This is a genomic window from Roseinatronobacter sp., from assembly GCF_051859525.1.
Lineage (GTDB): Bacteria > Pseudomonadota > Alphaproteobacteria > Rhodobacterales > Rhodobacteraceae > Roseinatronobacter.
This window is the reverse complement of record NZ_JBHYFM010000015.1, coordinates 21859-40612: the sequence shown is the minus strand read 5'-3', so window position 1 is coordinate 40612 and position 18754 is coordinate 21859. Positions and strand designations below refer to the sequence as shown.

The following is an 18754-nucleotide window of genomic DNA, read 5'->3' as shown; positions in this document are numbered from 1 at the left end:
TTCTACGATGCTGGGACACCCGGGATCTCGCATGGACGCCAGCCTTGGCCTGCATGGCATGGCGGCCGCCTGGCACACCCTCGCCGAACAGGATACCGGCGAGGCGCTGGATCGTAATGAATGGTTGGGCATGATGCTCGATCGCGAGGCCGCACATCGCGCCGACAAGCGGTTTGCCAACAGGCTGAGAAACGCCAAAATGCGATTTCCAAATGCTTGCATAGAAGACATCAATGTTGATTGTCACTGAGAACTGACCCGGCAACAGCAGAAATTGTCATTGAGAATTGACCCATGTGCAACCTTGCCCCTGCACGAGGCAGTCGGGGGCTTTTGGAGTGATAGACATGGGATTTTTGAGGATTATTCGGAAATGGGCGTTGCGGGACGAGATGCCCATTCGCGAGATTGCACGGCGGACGGGCGTATCGCGGAACACGATCAAGAGGTATCTGCGGGAGGGGATCGTCGAGCCCAAGTTTCAGACACCTGATCGACCAAGCAAGATCGATCCATACGCGGCGCTGCTGACAGACTGGCTGGTGGCCAACCAGCGCAAGGCGCGTAAGGACCGCCGCACTGCGAAGGACATGTTTGAAGAGCTTGTTAAGGCTGGATATGACGGCTCCTACGAGCGCGTCGCGGCCTTTGTGCGCCGATGGAAGGGCGAACGACAGCGTGCGCAAAATACGACCGATCGGGGCACTTTCGTGCCGCTGGTGTTTGCGCCGGGCGAGGCGTTCCAGTTCGACTGGAGTGAGGACTGGGCCTATGTCGGCGGCGAGCGCATCAAGCTGCAGGTGGCGCATATCAAGCTGTCGCACAGCCTTCGGGGCCATAGTTGCGGCTTTGCGGCTGCGGCGTGTACGCGGGGTTGGGCGCGCATGTGCGCGGGCACGCGTGAAGATGGCAGCATCATTGCGCCGAATGATCCACATTGGTCTGACTTGACGCGCATCTCGCAGCAGGCGCGCAACCACCCTGTGGCATGGCTCGAACAGCGACAAATTTATGGGGATCTGGGCACTCAGCCCGCGTTTCGCGACAGCTTCGCCGCGTGGTTGGGGTTGATTTGGTCACAAGGCAGTGCCGCCGCATTGCATGCCTATACCGGCGTTTGATCGAATACACGCTAGATGGAAGATTTGCGCAGCTAAGCGATCCCCTCAGTGGCCTTTGAGGGCGCAGACATGAGTCGCGCGCACTTCTTATGTTGTCTCATGGGTGTACTGGGCCCAATGTGCAGCTGAAGGGTTGGTGTGCAAATTGATGGCTGTTTCTGGACCCCCGGCAGTCAGCAAAACAACCTTTACAAGATAGCCGTGCAATTCTCTGAGCTTTGAACAAGTTCAGACAAAGACTTTACCGAATCTATCGCTATTTGGTGGCACCAAGGTGAAGGGCGTTTTGGTCAATCATGAAATCTGTCGTGATCCTATAGGATGCCGCACCCAAGGCGCGTGCGACTGTTCCAAAATGGCCTGCACTTAATTCTGGATGCATAACGCCCTGTAGGTCAAGCCTTGACAGTTCATTGTTGATTTCGCCCAGTAGTCGTCTGCAAAGTGACGCTGGGAATGCACCGTCTATGACGACAGCTTCAAAATCAATAACAGAGAGAGTTGACACGATTGCATGGGCAAGACCCCGTGCTGCGCGTAAAATCCACTGCGACAGCGCAGGTTCCAGGGTTTGCCAGTCGAGGTCTTGATCGTAGATTGAAAAAGGGTCCTTCCCTTCGCCAGCTACGAGCTTCTCAAGCACCACAAGTGAAGCGTGATCAATAAGCCTATGCCCGCCTGGTTCATCTGGGACGCGCAACGGCCCAAAACCACCGGAGTTTCCCCGTCGTCCGACGTAGACGCTGCCATTCAGGACAATTCCTCCCCCGATCAGGGTACCAATAAAGAAGTAAATGACATCCTGCTTAAGTGTATGTGGCCCAAAGACCCGTTCGGCGCGGCAGGCCGCAGTGCCGTCATTTTCGATCGAGATCGGTACGGGCAGTATCTTGTGTAAAGCTGAGGCGACATCAAAGTCGCGCCAAGCCTCCATCTCTGTCTTGGGCGCATCGAAGTCATCTGTCCAGTGCCAAAGCTCGGACGGCATCGCCACTCCAAGCGCGTCGATATCATCGCGCCGGAGATGCGCACTGCGCAGAAGCGAACGAATTTCATGCTTAAAGAACGCGCACATTGCAACTGGAGTCGGATGACTGTGCTGGCTGGTCCTGCGCGCCAATATCTTACCGGTGAAATCAATCACAACCAAATCGAAACTGCGCCGCCCGATCTTAAAGCCGACATAGTGCCTTGCGGAGGGATTTAGCCTTAGCGGAGTTGATGGTTGGCCGATCTTGCCCCGAATCGGCTCTTCACGGAGCAAAAGGTTCTCATCTTCAAGCGCACGAAAAATCATCGAGACAGCGTTCGGTGACAGCCCAGTTGCCCGTGTTGCCTCTGCCTTCGTCAACTGATCATATTGACGGATTAGGTTCAGGATTAACCGTTCGTTGAACCCACGGACATGCACCTGATTGGACCCTTTCACAGGTGTCAGGCGAAGCCTTTCTTCCTTGTCATCCAATGCCTTATCCTGTGCAGACATGCTTCGCTCCACTGACCTACTTCGGGTTAGGATACGAGTGTCTGGGGTTTTAAGCAAGAGAGGGAAGGTGATGATAATAAATTCATCGCAAAGTAATTATTGACAGTGATATCTCGATAATTCTACAAGACACGAGGTCAGCGGGGGAGGAAAGCGGTGCTGGCCGTAACTACGGAGAAGAAGGACCCTTCTTGATCGGTCTCTTTTTACTTTTGAATGAAGTTACCGCTTTCGAGTTCGCTTGGAACTAAAGGGAGTAGACAATGAAAATCATGACAGTAGGGCTCGCAGGGCTCGCTATATCGGCGGCTGCGGCTGGGTCGGCAGCTGCGGCTGGAAGCGTGTGTCTTATCACGAAGGACGCCACAAATCCGTTCTTTGTAAAAATGGCCGAAGGGGCCTTTGCGAAAGCGGCAGAACTGGGGGTCGAGCTTCGCTCGTTTGCAGGGCGTTTCGATGGCGATCATGAAACACAGGTTGCCGCTATCGAGACATGCGTCGCTTCTGGTGTGGACGGAATTCTTCTGGTTGCTTCAGACACCGGTGCTATCACCAGCTCAGTTCAGAGCGCGCGCGATGCGGGGCTGCTTGTGATTGCACTTGATACCCCGCTGGACCCGATTGACGCGGCGGACATGACCTTTGCCACGGACAACTTTCAGGCAGGCGTGCTTATCGGTGAATGGGCCGCGCGCACCATGGGCGACACTTCGGGTGCCCGCATTGGCTTGCTCAATATCAATGTCAGCCAGCCCACTGTCGGCGTGTTGCGCAATCAGGGTTTCCTGACCGGATTCGGGATTGATATTGGTGACCCCAACCGTTGGGGTGACGAGGATGATCCCCGCATTGTCGGGCACGAGGTGTCAAACGGCAATGCCGAAGGTGGACGTCAGGGAATGGAGAACCTTCTGGCGATCGATCCGACCATCAACCTTGTTTACACGATTAACGAACCCGCCGCGGCCGGCGCCTATGAGGCGCTTCGTTCATTCGGGCGCCAAGATGATGTGATGATCGTCTCGGTTGACGGAGGCTGCCCCGGGGTTGAGGACGTGGCGGCAGGCGTGATTGGTGCGACGGCACAGCAATATCCGATGCAAATGGCCGCACTCGGAGTTGAGGCTGTCGCAAACTATGCCGCAACGGGTGAACTCCCTGAGCCCACCGAGGGCAAGGATTTCTTTGACACGGGCGTCGGCCTCGTCACCGATGCACCAGTCGAGGGGATGGAGCAGCTTTCAGTAGAGGAAGGTCTGGCACTTTGCTGGGGCTGATCCCGAGCTGAGATCGAGATATTGGGGCGCAGTGCCGCGTTGCGCTTTGTTTTTTGCAACGTAACCGCGCCCCATTTCTTTAATAACCGCATGAAAGCTGATCCGAGGATGTCCTAGATGCAGGGTAAATCAGACAAACACGAGGCAGCGCCTTCTGCACCAGAGGCAGTAGCGTCTTTTGCCGGTGGGCGAAGCGGGTTGATGGCGAAGGTCACGAACCTGATCTACGGGATGCCAGCAGTTGTGCCGCTATTCGTGCTCACACTTGCGGTCGCCATCTTCGGGATCCTGCTGGGGGACCGGTTTCTTTCGCCTTTCGCCTTGACCCTGATCCTGCAACAGGTGGCAATCATCGGCATTGTCGCCATGGCGCAATCGCTTGTCATCTTGACCGCCGGGATTGATCTGTCTGTAGGCGCTGTAATGATCTTGTCATCCGTGGTGATGGGCAAGTTCAGCGTCGATCTTGGGTTGCCGCAGGAAATAGCAATCATCTGCGGCTTGCTTTGTGGTCTGATCTGCGGATTGATCAGCGGATTCCTTGTGGCCGTCGTTAAACTGCCCCCGTTCATCGTGACATTGGGTATGTGGCAAATCGTGCTGGCAACAGTGTTTCTGTATTCTGGAAGCGAAGTGATCCGCAGCCAGACCATTGCGGCAGAGGCTCCGCTGCTACAGTTTTTCGGCAAGACCGTCTCAGTTGCGGGTGCCAATTTTACGTATGGCGTGATTTTCCTGCTTCTGCTGGTTGCGGGACTGACCTATGCGCTTGGCCAGACAGCCTGGGGCCGGCACGTTTATGCCGTCGGTGATGACCCTGCGGCCGCAGAGCTGGCAGGTGTCAATGTGCGCAAGACCTTGATTTCCGTTTATGCGCTTGCCGGGCTGATCTGCGCCTTTGCCGGCTGGGTGTTGATCGGTCGGATTGGGTCCGTGTCTCCGCAGTCGGGCCAGTTTGCGAATATCGAATCCATTACAGCGGTGGTAATTGGCGGTATCTCGCTTTTTGGTGGGCGGGGATCAGTTGCAGGCACCTTGTTCGGGGCTCTGATTGTGGGTGTGTTCACACTGGGGCTCCGCCTTCTGGGTCTGGATGTGCAATGGACCTATCTGCTCATTGGGTTGCTGATCATTCTTGCGGTCGGTGTTGATCAACGCATCAGAAAGGCAAGCCTATGACACAACAAACAATTCTGTCGGCGCGCGGTCTGGTTAAACGCTATGGCCGTGTCACGGCCCTGGATCGATGCGATTTTGACCTCTATCCGGGCGAGGTCCTGGCGGTTATCGGCGACAACGGCGCAGGCAAGTCCTCAATGATCAAGGCGCTTTCCGGGGCCATTCAGCCAGATGAGGGCGAGATCCTTGTAGAAGGAAAACCGGTCCGGTTTCCTTCGCCTATTGCCGCACGGGAATACGGGATCGAAACGGTCTACCAGACACTTGCTCTGTCTCCGGCACTTTCCATCGCGGATAATATGTTCATGGGACGCGAAATCCGGAAATCCGGCGTGATGGGTCGTGTGTTCAAGCAGCTCGACAAGGCAAGGATGCGTCAGCTTTCGCGGGAAAAGCTTTCAGAGCTAGGTCTGATGACCATCCAGAGCATCGATCAATCAGTCGAGACACTATCAGGTGGGCAGCGTCAAGGTATCGCAGTGGCACGGGCTGCCGCCTTCGGGTCGCGCGTCATCATCATGGATGAACCAACAGCAGCCCTGGGCGTCAAGGAAAGCCGAAAGGTGCTGGACCTGATCCTGACCGTGAAGGCGCAGGGGATGCCGATTATCCTGATCAGCCACAACATGCCCCATGTCTTTGAAGTCGCTGATCGCATTCACATTCATCGGCTGGGTCGACGGCTATGTGTTGTGAAACCGGGCGATTGCAAGATGTCTGATGCAGTTGCCTTGATGACCGGAGCCATGAGCGCTGACGAGATAGGGCACTCGGCTTAACGATGTGTGAAATTGATTCAGATATTGCTGCGGTGCTGGAGCTTGTGGAGCGCACAGACTCCCGCAAGGATCAGCGCAAGATGATCGGAATTGCAGGACCACCAGGTTCAGGCAAGTCGACGCTTGCGGAACAGATTGTTGCACGGCTGAATGCGCGAAAGCCCGGGCAGGCAGCACTGGTGCCGATGGATGGCTTTCATCTCGACAATGAGGCATTGGACCGCGCTGGGTTGCGCCCGATCAAAGGCGCGCCTCAAACATTTGATGCGCACGGTTTTGTTGCGAAAGTGGCCGAGCTTCGAGCTCGCGGGATCACAAAAAATTTCCCCCTTTTTGACCGAAATGCCGACCGCACATTGCGAGACGCCGGGACTGTGGGCTCTGAAGCAACCATCATCGTTGTCGAGGGAAACTATCTTTTACTTCAGCAGCCTCCCTGGGCGGAACTACGCAATCTCCTGGATGCGACCGTTTTGTTGAAGCCATCCTTCGAAATCCTCGAAGAGCGTTTGATTGATCGCTGGGTCTCTCACGGCCTCTCGGCCGAGGAGGCGTTTCAAAAGGCCCATGGGAACGACCTCAGGAATGCGCGGCACGTGCTTGAGAACAGCATGCCTGCGGACCTGACTTTGACACCTGTTCACCGCCAACCTGTCTGAACTGGCACTTGCCATGTAACGGAGACATTATGAAGATCTTTGCCGATACAGCTGATATTGCCGCAATAGAACGCCTCGCGCAGTCTGGTTTGATTGATGGCGTGACAACAAATCCCACGCTGATCGCGCGAAGTGGCCACCCGTTTCTTGCTGTTATTAAAGAGATCGCGGCATTGGTTGACGGTCCTGTTTCTGCGGAAGTGTCTGAAACTGATTATGACCAGATGATGCGCGAGGCAGATAACCACGCGCCGGATCAGCCTGTTTGCACCGCCGCAAAGTCCCTATGCGGCGCAGCCCGACTGCGCGGTCGCGCGTGCGGATTTTGGCCAGCGGATAAAGATGATTGCGGGGTTTTCGATGCCGCCTTGCGCAAGGGCGGCGGGCAGCTGGCCCAGCGGGCATGATATCGACCTTTCGCGCGGTGTTGACGCATGGCTTACGATTTCAGCTTGCAGGGACATGGGAACGCCCGCATTTTTCATATCCGTTACGATCGCGGGGGCCTTGCCGATACCCATATATACCGCAAGCGTCGTCCCCGGTTGCAGCATACCAGCCCAGTCAGGGTCCGGATCGCCGGGCTTGCATGCAGCCGTTGCCAGCATCAGCCGGTCGGTTTGCCCGCGTTCCGTCAACCCGCGACCAAGGGTTGCGGCGGCGGCGCTTGCGGCAGTCACACCGGGCACGATTTCGACAGCTATGCCCGCGCTGCGTGCCGCGTCCAGTTCTTCGCTCAGGCGGCCGAAAACGCCCGGATCACCGGATTTCAGGCGCACCACCTTGCGCCCCTGTTTTGCGGCGGCAATGATGACCGCATTTATCCGGTCTTGTGGCCATGAACTGGCACCCACTTCTTTGCCGACAAACACACGCTGGGCGTCGCGGCGGGCAAGCTCCAACACCGCAGGGTCAACCAGCCGGTCATAATAGATCACATCTGCGTCTTGCAGCAGGCGCAGGGCGCGCAGCGTCAGCAAATCCGCAGCCCCCGGACCTGCGCCGACCAATGCAATGGACCCTTGCTCCGTGCCCGTGCCACCTGCGGCCAGCGTGTCCTTGACCAAAGCGGCCGCTTCGCGTGCGGCCCCGCGCGCCATGGCCTGACGCGGTGGTCCGTTAAACACCCAATCCCAGAAAAAGCGCCGCTCTCGCTGTGGTATCCGGCGGGAGACTTCGGGCCGTAGGCGTCCTGCCAGCGCCGCAAGCCCGCCCAGACCCGGTTCCAGAAGCGTTTCCAGTCGGGACCGGATCTGGCGGGCCAGAACCGGGGCGGTCCCTTCCGTCGATATGGCCACCACAACCGGATCACGGTCGACGATCGACGGGGTGATCGCGTCACATAACGCAGGCCGGTCCACGACATTGACCACCGCACCCGCGTCCTTGGCCAGTGCATGGGCGGCGTAATCCAGACCCACGCAGCCTGTCGCCACGAAAACCAGCGCCGCGCCGCGAAACACATCGACCGACAGGGTTGTGACTTGCGCGGCGCGCCCGTCACGGACCAGCGCTGCCAGTTCGGGGTCCAATGCCTGCGCGACCAGAACAAGGCCCGCTTCGGTTTTCAGGATAAGCCGTGCCTTTTGCGCGGCCTGTTCGCCACCGCCGACGATAACAACATTGCGGCCTGCCATTTGCAGAAACATCGGAAAGGTTTTCATGGGGCAATCGCTCCTTGGTGCAATCGGGCTGTTCGGGTGCGGGGGCGGCGGCCATCCCACAGGGTTTGTGCCTGCGCCTGTGCCGTATCAGGCGGGTGGCCAAGGGCAATCAGCGCCGCCGCCGCCGTGCCGGTGACAATGGATTCCGCGAACGCATCCTGAAGCCCGCCTTGCCACAAGTCCTGCAGGGCGTCGGGCGCGATTGTCCCATCGGCCAGTTTGCGCGCCTGATCCAGCAGCGGCGGCAGCATGGTTTGCACGGGCACGCCCCCTTGCAGGCGAAATAACGCGACATCCTTGGTCGGGTTGCGTTCGAATTCGCCCCCGCCGCCTTTCAGGATGCACAGGTCGGGCTGGCCCAGCGCAGCGCCTGCCGCTTGTTGCAACTCGCGATAGGGGGGGTGGAACACGCCCTGCACGGCAGCGCGCGCGCGCGCCGGATTAAGCACGCGGCAGACTGTGTTCACACAAGACCGCAGCCCCAGAACCTCTCGCAGGCGCAGCAGGTCCAGTGCACGCGGGGCAAAATGCTCCAACGGCAGATAGGCAATGCCATGGCGGTCCAGCAGGCGCGCGGCGTCATCGGGACTGTGCGCTTGTTCGATCCCTGCATATGACAGGCTTGATCGCACATCGGCCCTGTCGGACTGGTGTGAATTCCAGCCATGCAGCAAAACCCGCGCGCCGCTTTGTGCAACCAGCCTTGCCGCCAGCAAAAACCATGGCAGGCCGCGCGTGCGACCGGCTGCATAGCTTGGCCAGTCCAGATCGACCTGTGGCAGGGCTGGGATTGTAGCGCGCACGGCTCGAACGAAACCCGCGATTTCATCGGGTGTTTCGCCGCGATACCGCATCAGCATCAACAGCGCGCCAATCGCATGCGGGTCGGCCTTGCCCGACAGGATCAGGCGCATGGCGTCGCGGGCCTCGGGCATGTCCAGATTGCGCGCGCGCCCCGGCCCGCGCCCCATCGCGTGGATATAGGGCGCAAGGGTCATTCCGCGGCCTCCAGCCGTCCGGCCAGAAGGGCGGCCAGTTCGGGGCGGCAGGACCCGCAGCTTGTGCCAGCGTGCAAGGCCGCGCCAATCTGTTCAACTGTGGTCAGGTTTCGTGCGGCAATCGCCGCCGTGATCGTGTTAAGGCCCACATTCAGGCACGCGCACACGGTCGGGCCGGGATCGGCCACACCTGCGCCGGGGCGACCGGCCAGCAGCGCCGCGCCCGTCTGTCCGACCTGTGCTGCCAGATGGCCGCGTGCCAGATGCACGGGTTCGGGTGCCGCGAACAGGGCCGCCAGCGTGCGCCCGCCCTGCATCAGGGCGATGCGATGCGTGCCGCGAATGCGGTCCTCGACACTCAGGCAGGTGGCATCGGGCAGGTTGAACAGGGCGCGGGCATAGGTTTCCCAGTCGTCGGGGACTTCCATCCCTGCCAGTTCGCACCGCCAGCCGCCCGCATGACGCGCGCGCGCCCAATAGGTTGCATCTGGCGTCTGTGGCCCGACAGAAACGGCAAAGCCATACCAGGCAGGGGTCAAGGCATCGACCGCCACAACTGCGGCCTTGCTTTCTGGCTGGCCAGAGATCGGGTCGGTCAGTGCCGCTACCAGCGCATCGATGCGGCCAGTAGGGGCTGTGTCGCCGGTCCAGTGCATCGGCGCGAAAACCTGCCCGCGCTGCACACGCGCGGTGATCGACACGCGCAGGATTGCCGCGCCTTGCGGGCTGGTGACGCGCGCCAGTGTTGCGGGGGCCAGCCCCAGATTGCGCGCATCATCGGGGTGGATTTCGACAAACGGCTCGGCGATATGCTGGTTCAGGCGCGGCGAAAGGGCAGTGCGCGTCATTGTGTGCCATTGATCGCGTACACGGCCCGTGTTCAGGCGGAACGGGTATTGCGGCGCGGTCTTGGCCATGGGCAGGCGCGGGGTGACGGGCAACATGCGCGCGCGCTGGTCGGGCGTGAAGAACCCGCCTTGCGCGAAGAACCGCCCGCCCTGTTGGCGTGCTGTAACGGGCCAGCGGGTTGGGGGCAGGGCGTCATAATCGGCCTGCGCCAGCCCCGATATGTCGAAATCGCGCCCCAGAGCGCCCGCAACGCCGGACAGTGCTGCGTATTCGGCAAACACCTCGCCCGCAGTTGTCCAGCCAAACGCATCGCCCCAGCCCATGCGCGCCGCCACATCCGCGATCATGCGCCAATCGTCGCGCGCTTGCGCCGGTGCGGGCAGATATGCGCGCTGGCGGCTGATGGTGCGGTCGGAATTGGTGACAGTGCCCGATTTTTCGCCCCAAGCCGTTGCGGGCAGGATGACATCGGCCAGCCGTGTGGTGTCGGTCTGGGTCACATCGCTGACCACCACGAAGTCACAACCCTTGATCGCGCGCGCCACCGCATCCGCATCGGGCATCGAGATAGCGGGATTGGTGTGGATGATCCACAATGCCTTGATCTGCCCGCGTGCCACGGCGTCAAACATCTCGACCGCTTTCAGGCCGGGGCGGTCGGGCATGACGGGGCTTTGCCAGAAACCCTGCACGGCGGTACGGTGGGCGGGGTTTTCAATGTCCAGATGACAGGCCAGCATATTGGCCAGCCCCCCAACCTCGCGCCCGCCCATGGCGTTGGGCTGGCCGGTGACCGAAAACGGCCCGCAGCCTGTCCGGCCAATACGCCCGCTGGCCAGATGGCAGTTCAGGATTGCATTGACCTTGTCGGTGCCGCTTGTCGATTGGTTGATCCCTTGGGAATACACCGTCACGACGCGTTCGGTCGTGGTGAACCAGTCAAGGAAGGTCGCCAGATCATCTGCCGCCAGTCCGGTCATTGCGGGGTCCGTGGCGCGCGCGGTGGCAAGTGCCGCGTCAAATCCGGCGACATGGCGCGCGACATAGGCGCGGTCCACAGCACCACGATCCGCCAGCGCCACAAGCACCGCGTTGAACAGTGCCGCATCACTGCCCGGTGCCAGCGCCAGATGCAGGTCGGCACTGTCGCAGGTTGCTGTGCGGCGCGGGTCCACCACCACTATCTTTGTACCGCGCGCCTTTTTCGCCGCGACAAGCCGCTGGTACAGGACCGGATGGCACCATGCCAGATTGCTACCCACCAGCACCACCAGATCGGCCTGATCCAGATCTTCATAAGTACCCGGCACTGTGTCGCTGCCAAAGGCGCGTTTATGTCCTGCGACCGATGACGCCATGCACAGCCGCGAATTGGTGTCGACATTGGCCGTGCCGATATAGCCCTTTATCAGTTTGTTGGCGGCGTAGTAATCCTCGGTCAGCATCTGGCCGGACAGGTAAAACGCCACGCTGTCGGGGCCGAAATCGCGGATTGCTGTCTGAAACCTGTCTGCCACCAGATCAAGCGCCGCATCCCATGTTGCGGGCTTGTTGCCGACCCGTGGCGTCAGGATACGCCCGTCCAACCCCAGTGTTTCGCCCAAGGCCGTGCCCTTGGAACACAGCCGCCCGAAATTCGCCGGATGGTCCGGATCGCCCTTGACGCTTGCGCCGCCTGCGCCGTCCGGTGTGACCAGAACGCCGCAGCCAACACCGCAATAGGGGCAGGTGGTGCGGACGGGCTTCATGCTGCACGCCCCGCCCGCAGACGCGCGGCGTCGATCAGGACGCGTCCTGCGTCAACACGGGCGGGATAGGTTGCAACGGTTCCGCTATCTGCACCCTGCGCGATGCCTGTTTCCAGTGAGAACACCCAGTTATGCAAGGGGCAGGTGACCGCATGGCCATGCACGATGCCTTCGGACAATGGCCCGCCCTTATGCGGGCAGCGGTCATCCATGGCAAAAACGCGGTCATCGCCCGTGCGAAACACCGCAACACAGCCATGCACGGTTTTCACCACGCGCGCGCCGCGTTGCGGGATGTCACCAAGGGCGCCAATATCCAGCCAGCTCATTGCGCTGCCTCCTGTGTCAGATCGGCCAAAGGGGCAAATTCCGCTTGGGATTGCGGGGTTGCACGGTCTGCCCAAGGGTCGCGTTGATAAATGGTCTGCGACAGATCGAACCGCGCAATCAGGGCCGCGCGATTGTCCGGATCATCAACGATCTGCGCCTGCACCCAGTCCAGCCCCACCTTGGCCAGCCATTTATAGGGACGGTCCAGATATTTCGCATGTTCGCGGTATAGCTGGACAAAGGCCACGGTCAGGTCGATGGCCTCTGCCTCGGTTGAAACCTTGGCCAGACGCTCGACCTCTTTCAGGTCCATGCCTGCCGCCCCGCCCACGCCAATCTCGTAGCCTGAATCGACACAGACGATACCCACATCCTTGCAGGTCGCTTCCGCACAATTGCGCGGACAGCCTGATACCGCCAGCTTGACCTTATGCGGTGTCCACGACCCCCACAGGCGTTGTTCCAGCTTGATGCCCAGCCCAGTGGAATCCTGCGTGCCAAAGCGGCAGAAATCCGTGCCGACGCAGGTTTTGACCGTGCGCAACCCCTTGGAATAGGCATGGCCACTGACCAGACCAGCGGCATTCAGGTCGGCCCAGATATGGGGCAGGTGTTCCTTCTGCACGCCCAACAGGTCAATGCGCTGCCCGCCTGTGACCTTGACCGCCGGAATGTCGTATTTGTCGGCAGCGTCCGCAATGGCGCGCAATTCGCGCGGGTTGGTCATGCCGCCCCACATGCGCGGGACCACAGAATAGGTGCCGTCCTTCTGGATATTGGCGTGGTTGCGTTCATTCACGAAACGGCTTTGCGCATCGTCGGTGTAATCTTCCGGCCAGTCGGCCAGCAGATAGAAATTCAGCGCAGGGCGGCAGACATGACAGCCGCAAGATGTCTTCCACCCCAGTTCCTGCATGACCGCAGGCATGGATTTCAGGCCCTGTGCCTTGATCAGGCGGCGCACGTCTTCATGCGTCAAGTCGGTGCAGCCGCAGATGGGTTGCGCGGCGGGCATCTTGAATGCATCGCCCAGCGTGCTGGCCAGAACCTGCTCGACCAGCCCTGTGCAGGTGCCGCAGGACGCGCTGGCCTTGGTTTGTGCCTTGATATCGGCAAGGGTGCTGGCGCCGCCTTCGATCGCCGAAACGATGGTGCCTTTGCATATGCCGTTGCAGCCACAAATCTCCGCCTCAGGCGGCAAGGCTGCAACGGCTGCCAAAGGGTCCGTTTGGGCACCCCCCTGATAGGCAGGTCCGAAAATCAGGGTGTCGCGCATGTCGGAAATGTCCGTGCCATCCTTGATCAGCCCAAAGAACCATGACCCATCAGCGGTGTCGCCATACATGACCGCGCCGATCAGGCGGTTATCCTCGATCACCAGCCGCTTGTAGACCCCGCGCGCAGGGTCACGGAACACGATATCCTCGCGCCCGTCGGCATCGGCGAAATCACCGGCGCTGAACAGCTCCACGCCTGTGACCTTCAGCTTGGTGGCCGTCTGGACGGGCTGAAACGCGGCGTCCTTCTCCAGCAGGGTTGCGGCAACGACCTTGGCCTGATCATAAAGGGGGGCTACCAGCCCGAACAGTTGCTCGTTATGTTCCACGCATTCGCCGACCGCCAGAATATCGGGGTCCGATGTGACCATCTGGTCATTGACGACAATCCCGCGTGCGACCTCCAGCGCGGCATCGGTGGCGATGCGGGTTTCGGGCCGGATGCCAACGGCCATACAGACCTGTTGCGCCTCATGGATCGTGCCATCCTCCAACAAAACCGCCTCAACGCGATCCTTGCCAAGGATGGCCTTGGTGGCCCCCTTGCAATGAACCGTGATCCCGCGCGCCTCCAGATCCTTTTGCAGCAGGTAGCCTGCGGCGGGGTCCAGCTGGCGCTCCATCAGGTGGCCCATCAGGTGAATGACCGTCACCTCCATGCCGCGCGCTTTAAGCCCCGCCGCCGCTTCCAGCCCCAGCAGACCGCCCCCGATGACCACCGCCTTCGCGTCGGGGCGGGCGCTGGCGTCGATCATGGCCTGCGTGTCGTCCATATCGCGGTAAGTGATCACACCGGGCAGGTCGTGGCCGGGTACGGGAATGATGAAAGGCGCCGATCCTGTGGCGATCAGCAGCTTGTCATAGGGTGCGCCGCCCGCATTGGAATATACGACCTTGTTCGCGCGGTCGATGCGCACCACCGACTCGCCAAAGCGGCAGGTGATCTTATGCTGCGCATAGAAATCATCGTCATGGGTGACGATGTCCTGATATGTCTTTTCCCCCGACAGGACGGGCGACAGCATGATGCGGTTATAGTTCCCGCGCGGTTCCGCGTTGAACAGGGTTATGTCCCAGCCTTCCGGTTCGGCGGCCAGAAGATGCTCCAGCACGCGGCCCGAAGCCATGCCCGCGCCGATGATGACGAGTTTCTTTTTCATCACGCCGCCTCCTTCTTCTTGTGCGCGCCGTGTTCATAATCCTCCAGGAATTGCAGAACCTCGGCGCGATAGGTGTAGTAGTCGGGGTGTTCCAGAAGCGCCTTGCGGGTGCGCGGGCGGGGCAGGTTTACATCAACAACCTTGCCGATGCGCGCGCGCGGGCCGTTGGTCATCATCACCACGCGGTCTGCCAGAAGGATGGCTTCATCCACGTCATGGGTCACGCAGATCGCGGTCACCTTGGTGCGCGACCACACTTCCATCAGCACTTCTTGCAATTCCCAACGCGTCAGGCTGTCCAGCATGCCAAAAGGTTCATCCAGCAACAGCAGTTTGGGGCTAAGGGCAAAGGCCCGCGCTATGCCCACGCGTTGCTTCATGCCGTTTGACATGTCGGCCGCCTGCCGGTCCATCGCATCGCCCAAGCCCACGCGTTCAAGGTAGTATTCGACCACGTCCTGACGTTCAGTGCGCGAGGCGCGCGGATAGACGCGGTCCACCCCCATGGCCACGTTTTCCTTGGCGGTCAGCCACGGGAACAGGCTGGGCGCCTGAAACACCACGGCGCGTTCGGGGTCCGCGCCGCGCACTTCCATCCCGTCCAGCTTGATCGCCCCGCCGGAAATGTCGTTCAGCCCCGCCGCCATGGTCAGCACTGTGGATTTGCCGCAGCCCGAATGCCCGATCAGGCTGATGAATTCGCCTTTCTTCATTTTCAGGTCGAACCGGTCCACAACTGTCAGCGGCCCCTCTGGCGTAGGGTAGACCTTGGAAAGCTGCGAGAATTCAAGGTATTTGTCGCTCACAGGGCTTTTTGCAGCGTCGGCATAGGCTTTCGGTGCGCCGTGTATTGGTGTGACCTGTGGCAGGGTGCGGGTTTCGGCAACCTTGGCCGCGATGCCCACATCCATCAGGTATTTCGTCACATCCGCGCGCAGTTTCTTGAAAGCGGGATCATTGTTCATGGCGGTGCGGGCGCGTGGCCGCGGGATCGACACCTTGAATGCCGTGCCCAGCGTTCCGTCAGGGTTCAGCGGAATAATCCGGTCTGCCAGCAGCAGTGCTTCATCCACATCATTGGTAATCAGCACCACGGTTTTCTGATCCGCCTGCCAGATTTGGGTGATCTCGTCCTGCAGGTTCGCGCGCGTCAGCGCGTCCAGTGCCGACAGCGGTTCATCCAGCAGCAGAACTTCGGGGTTCATGGCCAATGCGCGGGCCACTGAAACCCGCTGGCGCATTCCCCCCGACAATTCCGCGGGCCGCCGCCCTCTGGCGTGGCCAAGGCCCACCATGGCGATGAACTTGTCCACCATTGCAGCACGTTCCGCGCGGCTGGCGGATTTATGCACCGCATCCACCGCCAGCGCCACATTGCCCGCCACTGTCAGCCACGGCATTAACGAATAGGACTGGAACACCAGCCCCCGTTCCGGCCCCGGCCCGGTGATGGGCTTGCCCCTGAACAGAACCTGCCCGCTATCGGGTTGGGCAAGGCCCGCGATCTGGTTGATCAGCGTTGTCTTGCCTGTGCCTGAAAAGCCCAGGATCGCCAGAAATTCGCCCTCGTTTACGGAAAGAGAGATGTCTTTCAGGACTTCCTCGCGGTTCAGTCCGGTGCCGAACCCCTTGCATACGTTCTTGAATTCCAGAATTGCCATGATGCTCACCGGTTGTTCGAGAAGGTGAAAAGCGATTGCAGCGCATACATCAGCCGGTCCAGCAGGAAGCCGATGATCCCGATGGTGAACACCGCCACCATGATTTGCGCCAGACTGGTGGATGAACCGTTCTGGAACTGGTCCCAGACGAATTTGCCAAGGCCGGGGTTCTGCGCCAGCATTTCCGCTGCAATCAGCACCATCCAGCCTACACCCAGCGACAGGCGCAAGCCGGTGAAAATCAGTGGCAGCGCCGACGGCAGCACCAGACGGGTGATTTTGGTCCATGTGTTCAGCTTCAACACACGGCTGACCGAAATCAGGTCGCGGTCTATGCTGGCCACGCCAAGGGCAGTGTTGATCAGTGTAGGCCATAGCGAACACAGCGTCACCGTGATGGCCGAGGTCAGGAACGCACGCGAGAACATGCCGTCCTGCGTGACATACACCGCCGAGACGACCATGGTTACAATCGGCAGCCATGCCAGCGGGCTGACCGGCTTGAACACCTGAATCAACGGGTTCAGCGCTGCGTTGGTGGTGGGTGACAGACCCGCCGCAATGCCCAGCGGCACGGCGACAACCGTGGCAATCATGAACCCGAAGAAGACGGTTTTCACTGATGTCCAGATCTGGTCGTAATATGTCGGCGATCCGGTATAGGGGCGTTCGCGCACACGGTCGTCCTGACCGGCGGCAATAAATTCGGCATTGCGTGCGGCCTGACGTTCCATGAAGGCGCGTTCGCGTTCGCGTTCCGCCACATGGTCGGCATGCAGAACGCCCACCTGTTCCCAAACCTGCACAGGGCCGGGAATTGCCCCAAGCGATGTTTCAACCCGTGGCGCCAGATTGCCCCACAGCAGCAGGAAGCCAAGGATCGCCAGCAGCGGAACCCCCAGCAACTGCCATAACTGTTTTCCCTGTGCCTTGGGGTTGTCGCCTGCCAGTGCGCGCAGCAGGGGTGTCATGAAGGACAGGCCCAGAACCTTGAACCAGCCGTCCAGTTTGTTGATGCGGGTGAACAGACGCGCGCGGCGCTGTGCCTGAATTTGGGTCGGGTCAATTGCAGTCATGTCAGAAACTCCTTTCATGCCGGGGCCTAGCCCTGCACCTGTGTGCCTATGACAGTCTGTTCGCCCTTCAGCCCAATCGGCAGGCTGTCGATATACGCATTGGGCCTGCGCCCATCGAAGGGCACCCCATCGATCGCGTGATCGACCACATCACGGAACCCGTCACTGCCAAAAGGAAACGCATCTGCCGGAACAAGCCCGTCATCCACCAGCGATTGTGCCGCCTGTTCAAACAGGTCGGACAAAAAGACGCTGCGCGCGGTTTCGATATACCAATCGTCGCTTTGGGCTTCGGTAATCTGCCCCCAGCGGCGCATCTGGGTCAGATACCAGACTGCATCAGACGCGAAGGGGAAGTTGGCGTAATCGCGGAAAAACACGTTGAAATCGGGCACAGGGCGCACGTCGCCGCGTTCGAATTCAAATGTGCCGGTCATGGAATTCGCCAGCACCTGCGGATCTGCGCCGACGTAATTCGGGCGGCTGATGATCTGCACGGCTTCGTCGCGGTTGGCGTTGTCATCCGCATCAAGCCACATGGCCGCGCGGATCAGGGCGCGCGTCAGCGCATGCACGGTGTTGGGGTTGTCACGGACAAAATCGGCGCGCAGTCCAAGGACTTTTTCGGCGCGCATGGGAAAGATGTCCAGATCGGTCGCCACTGGCACACCGATGCCCATGGCGACAGCTTGCTGGTTCCATGGCTCGCCCACGGTATAGCCCGAAATCGTGCCGGCCTCCAGTGTGGCGGGCATTTGTGGGGGCGGGGTCACCGACAGCAGTGCTTCTGCGCCGATCTGGCCGGTAATGTTGTCCGCACTGTAGAAACCGGGGTGAATGCCGCCTGCTGCCAGCCAGTAGCGCAGTTCGAAATTATGCGTCGAGACGGGAAAGACCATGCCCATATTGAACGGGCGGCCCTGATCGGCAAACGCTTCCAGCGCGGGGCGCAGGGCTTCGGCGGAAATGGGGTGGACGGGTTTGCCATCCGCATCCGACGGGATGGCAGGGCGCATCAACTCCCACACCTCGTTCGAGACGGTTGTGGCATTGCCGTTCAGGTCCATGACAAACGGCGTGACAATATGTGCCGATGTCCCGAAACCGATGGTCGCGGCCAGCGGCTGGCCTGCCAGCATATGCGCGCCGTGCAGGTTGCCGTCGATCACACCGTCCAGCAGCACCTTCCAGTTGGCCTGCGCTTCCAATGTGACAAACAGGCCCTCATCCTCGAAATAGCCGCGCTCATATGCGATGGCCAAGGGGGCCATATCGGTCAGTTTGATGAAACCGAGTGTCAGATCCTCGATTTCGGGGAAACTGTCAGCATGCACGATGGTGCCGCCAAGTGCGGCGATGACGCTGGTGGAAACAAGAAGCTTGCGGATCATGATGATATCCTCTGGCTGTGGCCCGAATGCGTCGGGCCGAAACGAAAAAAGCCGCCGACCGGAGCTGCGCAGGTGAAGCGCAATCTGGTCAGGCGGCTG

The 18754-nt window shown here is 60.2% G+C and carries 14 protein-coding genes and 2 pseudogenes; 7 read left to right on the top strand and 9 right to left on the bottom strand.

The genetic code is table 11. The annotated features are described in order from the left end of the window. Positions 1-31: 31 nt before the first annotated feature. Both ACTIE1_RS11820 and ACTIE1_RS11815 read left to right on the top strand, forming a co-directional pair. The gene (locus ACTIE1_RS11820; RefSeq protein ID WP_439563397.1) at positions 32-250 is read left to right on the top strand and encodes an ATP-binding protein; all 219 of its coding nucleotides are present in this window, start codon (positions 32-34) and stop codon (positions 248-250) included. Between the two features lie 97 nt (positions 251-347). After that, a pseudogene (locus tag ACTIE1_RS11815) lies at positions 348-827 on the top strand (helix-turn-helix domain-containing protein); the annotation flags it as partial. Between the two features lie 550 nt (positions 828-1377). On the opposite strand, the gene ACTIE1_RS11810 reads toward ACTIE1_RS11815, so the two are convergent. Beyond that, the gene (locus ACTIE1_RS11810; RefSeq protein WP_439563396.1) at positions 1378-2607 is read right to left on the bottom strand and encodes an ROK family protein; all 1230 of its coding nucleotides are present in this window, start codon (positions 2605-2607) and stop codon (positions 1378-1380) included. A gap of 263 nt (positions 2608-2870) precedes the next feature. On the opposite strand from ACTIE1_RS11810, the gene ACTIE1_RS11805 reads away from it, so the two are divergent. The 5 genes and pseudogenes from ACTIE1_RS11805 to ACTIE1_RS11785 form a co-directional block, all read left to right on the top strand. Further along, positions 2871-3884: a sugar ABC transporter substrate-binding protein gene (locus ACTIE1_RS11805; RefSeq protein WP_439562456.1), complete on the top strand. Its 1014-nt coding sequence runs from the start codon at positions 2871-2873 to the stop codon at positions 3882-3884. A gap of 117 nt (positions 3885-4001) precedes the next feature. Beyond that, the gene (locus ACTIE1_RS11800) at positions 4002-5063 is read left to right on the top strand and encodes an ABC transporter permease (protein WP_439563395.1); all 1062 of its coding nucleotides are present in this window, start codon (positions 4002-4004) and stop codon (positions 5061-5063) included. After that, a complete protein-coding gene (locus ACTIE1_RS11795; protein WP_439562454.1) occupies positions 5060-5842 on the top strand; it encodes an ATP-binding cassette domain-containing protein in 783 nt (260 codons plus the stop codon). The genes ACTIE1_RS11800 and ACTIE1_RS11795 overlap by 4 nt, the downstream gene beginning before the upstream one ends. 2 nt (positions 5843-5844) lie before the next feature. After that, positions 5845-6501, top strand: a complete 657-nt coding sequence (locus tag ACTIE1_RS11790) for a uridine kinase (RefSeq protein WP_439563394.1) — start codon at positions 5845-5847, stop codon at positions 6499-6501. 29 nt (positions 6502-6530) lie between these two features. Next, positions 6531-6731, top strand: a pseudogene (locus tag ACTIE1_RS11785) (transaldolase family protein); the annotation flags it as partial. A gap of 54 nt (positions 6732-6785) precedes the next feature. Here the strand turns inward: ACTIE1_RS11785 and cysG are convergent. Genes cysG through ACTIE1_RS11745 form a run of 8 tightly spaced genes read right to left on the bottom strand, consistent with a single transcriptional unit; the run spans position 6786 to position 18652 of the window. After that, entirely contained in the window at positions 6786-8165 is a 1380-nt protein-coding gene (gene cysG, locus ACTIE1_RS11780) for a siroheme synthase CysG (protein ID WP_439562452.1), read from the bottom strand. Next, entirely contained in the window at positions 8162-9163 is a 1002-nt protein-coding gene (locus ACTIE1_RS11775) for a glycosyl transferase family protein (protein WP_439562451.1), read from the bottom strand. The genes cysG and ACTIE1_RS11775 overlap by 4 nt, the downstream gene beginning before the upstream one ends. Beyond that, positions 9160-11760, bottom strand: a complete 2601-nt coding sequence (locus ACTIE1_RS11770; protein WP_439562450.1) for a molybdopterin-dependent oxidoreductase — start codon at positions 11758-11760, stop codon at positions 9160-9162. The genes ACTIE1_RS11775 and ACTIE1_RS11770 overlap by 4 nt, the downstream gene beginning before the upstream one ends. Continuing rightward, on the bottom strand, positions 11757-12089 hold the full coding sequence (nirD, locus tag ACTIE1_RS11765; RefSeq protein ID WP_439562449.1) for a nitrite reductase small subunit NirD: 333 nt from the start codon (positions 12087-12089) through the stop codon (positions 11757-11759). The genes ACTIE1_RS11770 and nirD overlap by 4 nt, the downstream gene beginning before the upstream one ends. After that, positions 12086-14527 (bottom strand): nitrite reductase large subunit NirB, encoded by a 2442-nt coding sequence (gene nirB / locus ACTIE1_RS11760; protein ID WP_439562448.1) that lies wholly within the window; start codon positions 14525-14527, stop codon positions 12086-12088. Before nirB ends, nirD begins: the two co-directional genes overlap by 4 nt. Next, entirely contained in the window at positions 14527-16188 is a 1662-nt protein-coding gene (locus tag ACTIE1_RS11755; RefSeq protein WP_439562447.1) for an ABC transporter ATP-binding protein, read from the bottom strand. The genes nirB and ACTIE1_RS11755 overlap by 1 nt, the downstream gene beginning before the upstream one ends. A 5-nt stretch (positions 16189-16193) precedes the next feature. Then, positions 16194-17264 (bottom strand): ABC transporter permease, encoded by a 1071-nt coding sequence (locus ACTIE1_RS11750; protein WP_439562446.1) that lies wholly within the window; start codon positions 17262-17264, stop codon positions 16194-16196. Positions 17265-17290: 26 nt separating this feature from the next. Continuing rightward, a complete protein-coding gene (locus ACTIE1_RS11745) occupies positions 17291-18652 on the bottom strand; it encodes a CmpA/NrtA family ABC transporter substrate-binding protein (RefSeq protein WP_439562530.1) in 1362 nt (453 codons plus the stop codon). Positions 18653-18754: the final 102 nt, after the last annotated feature.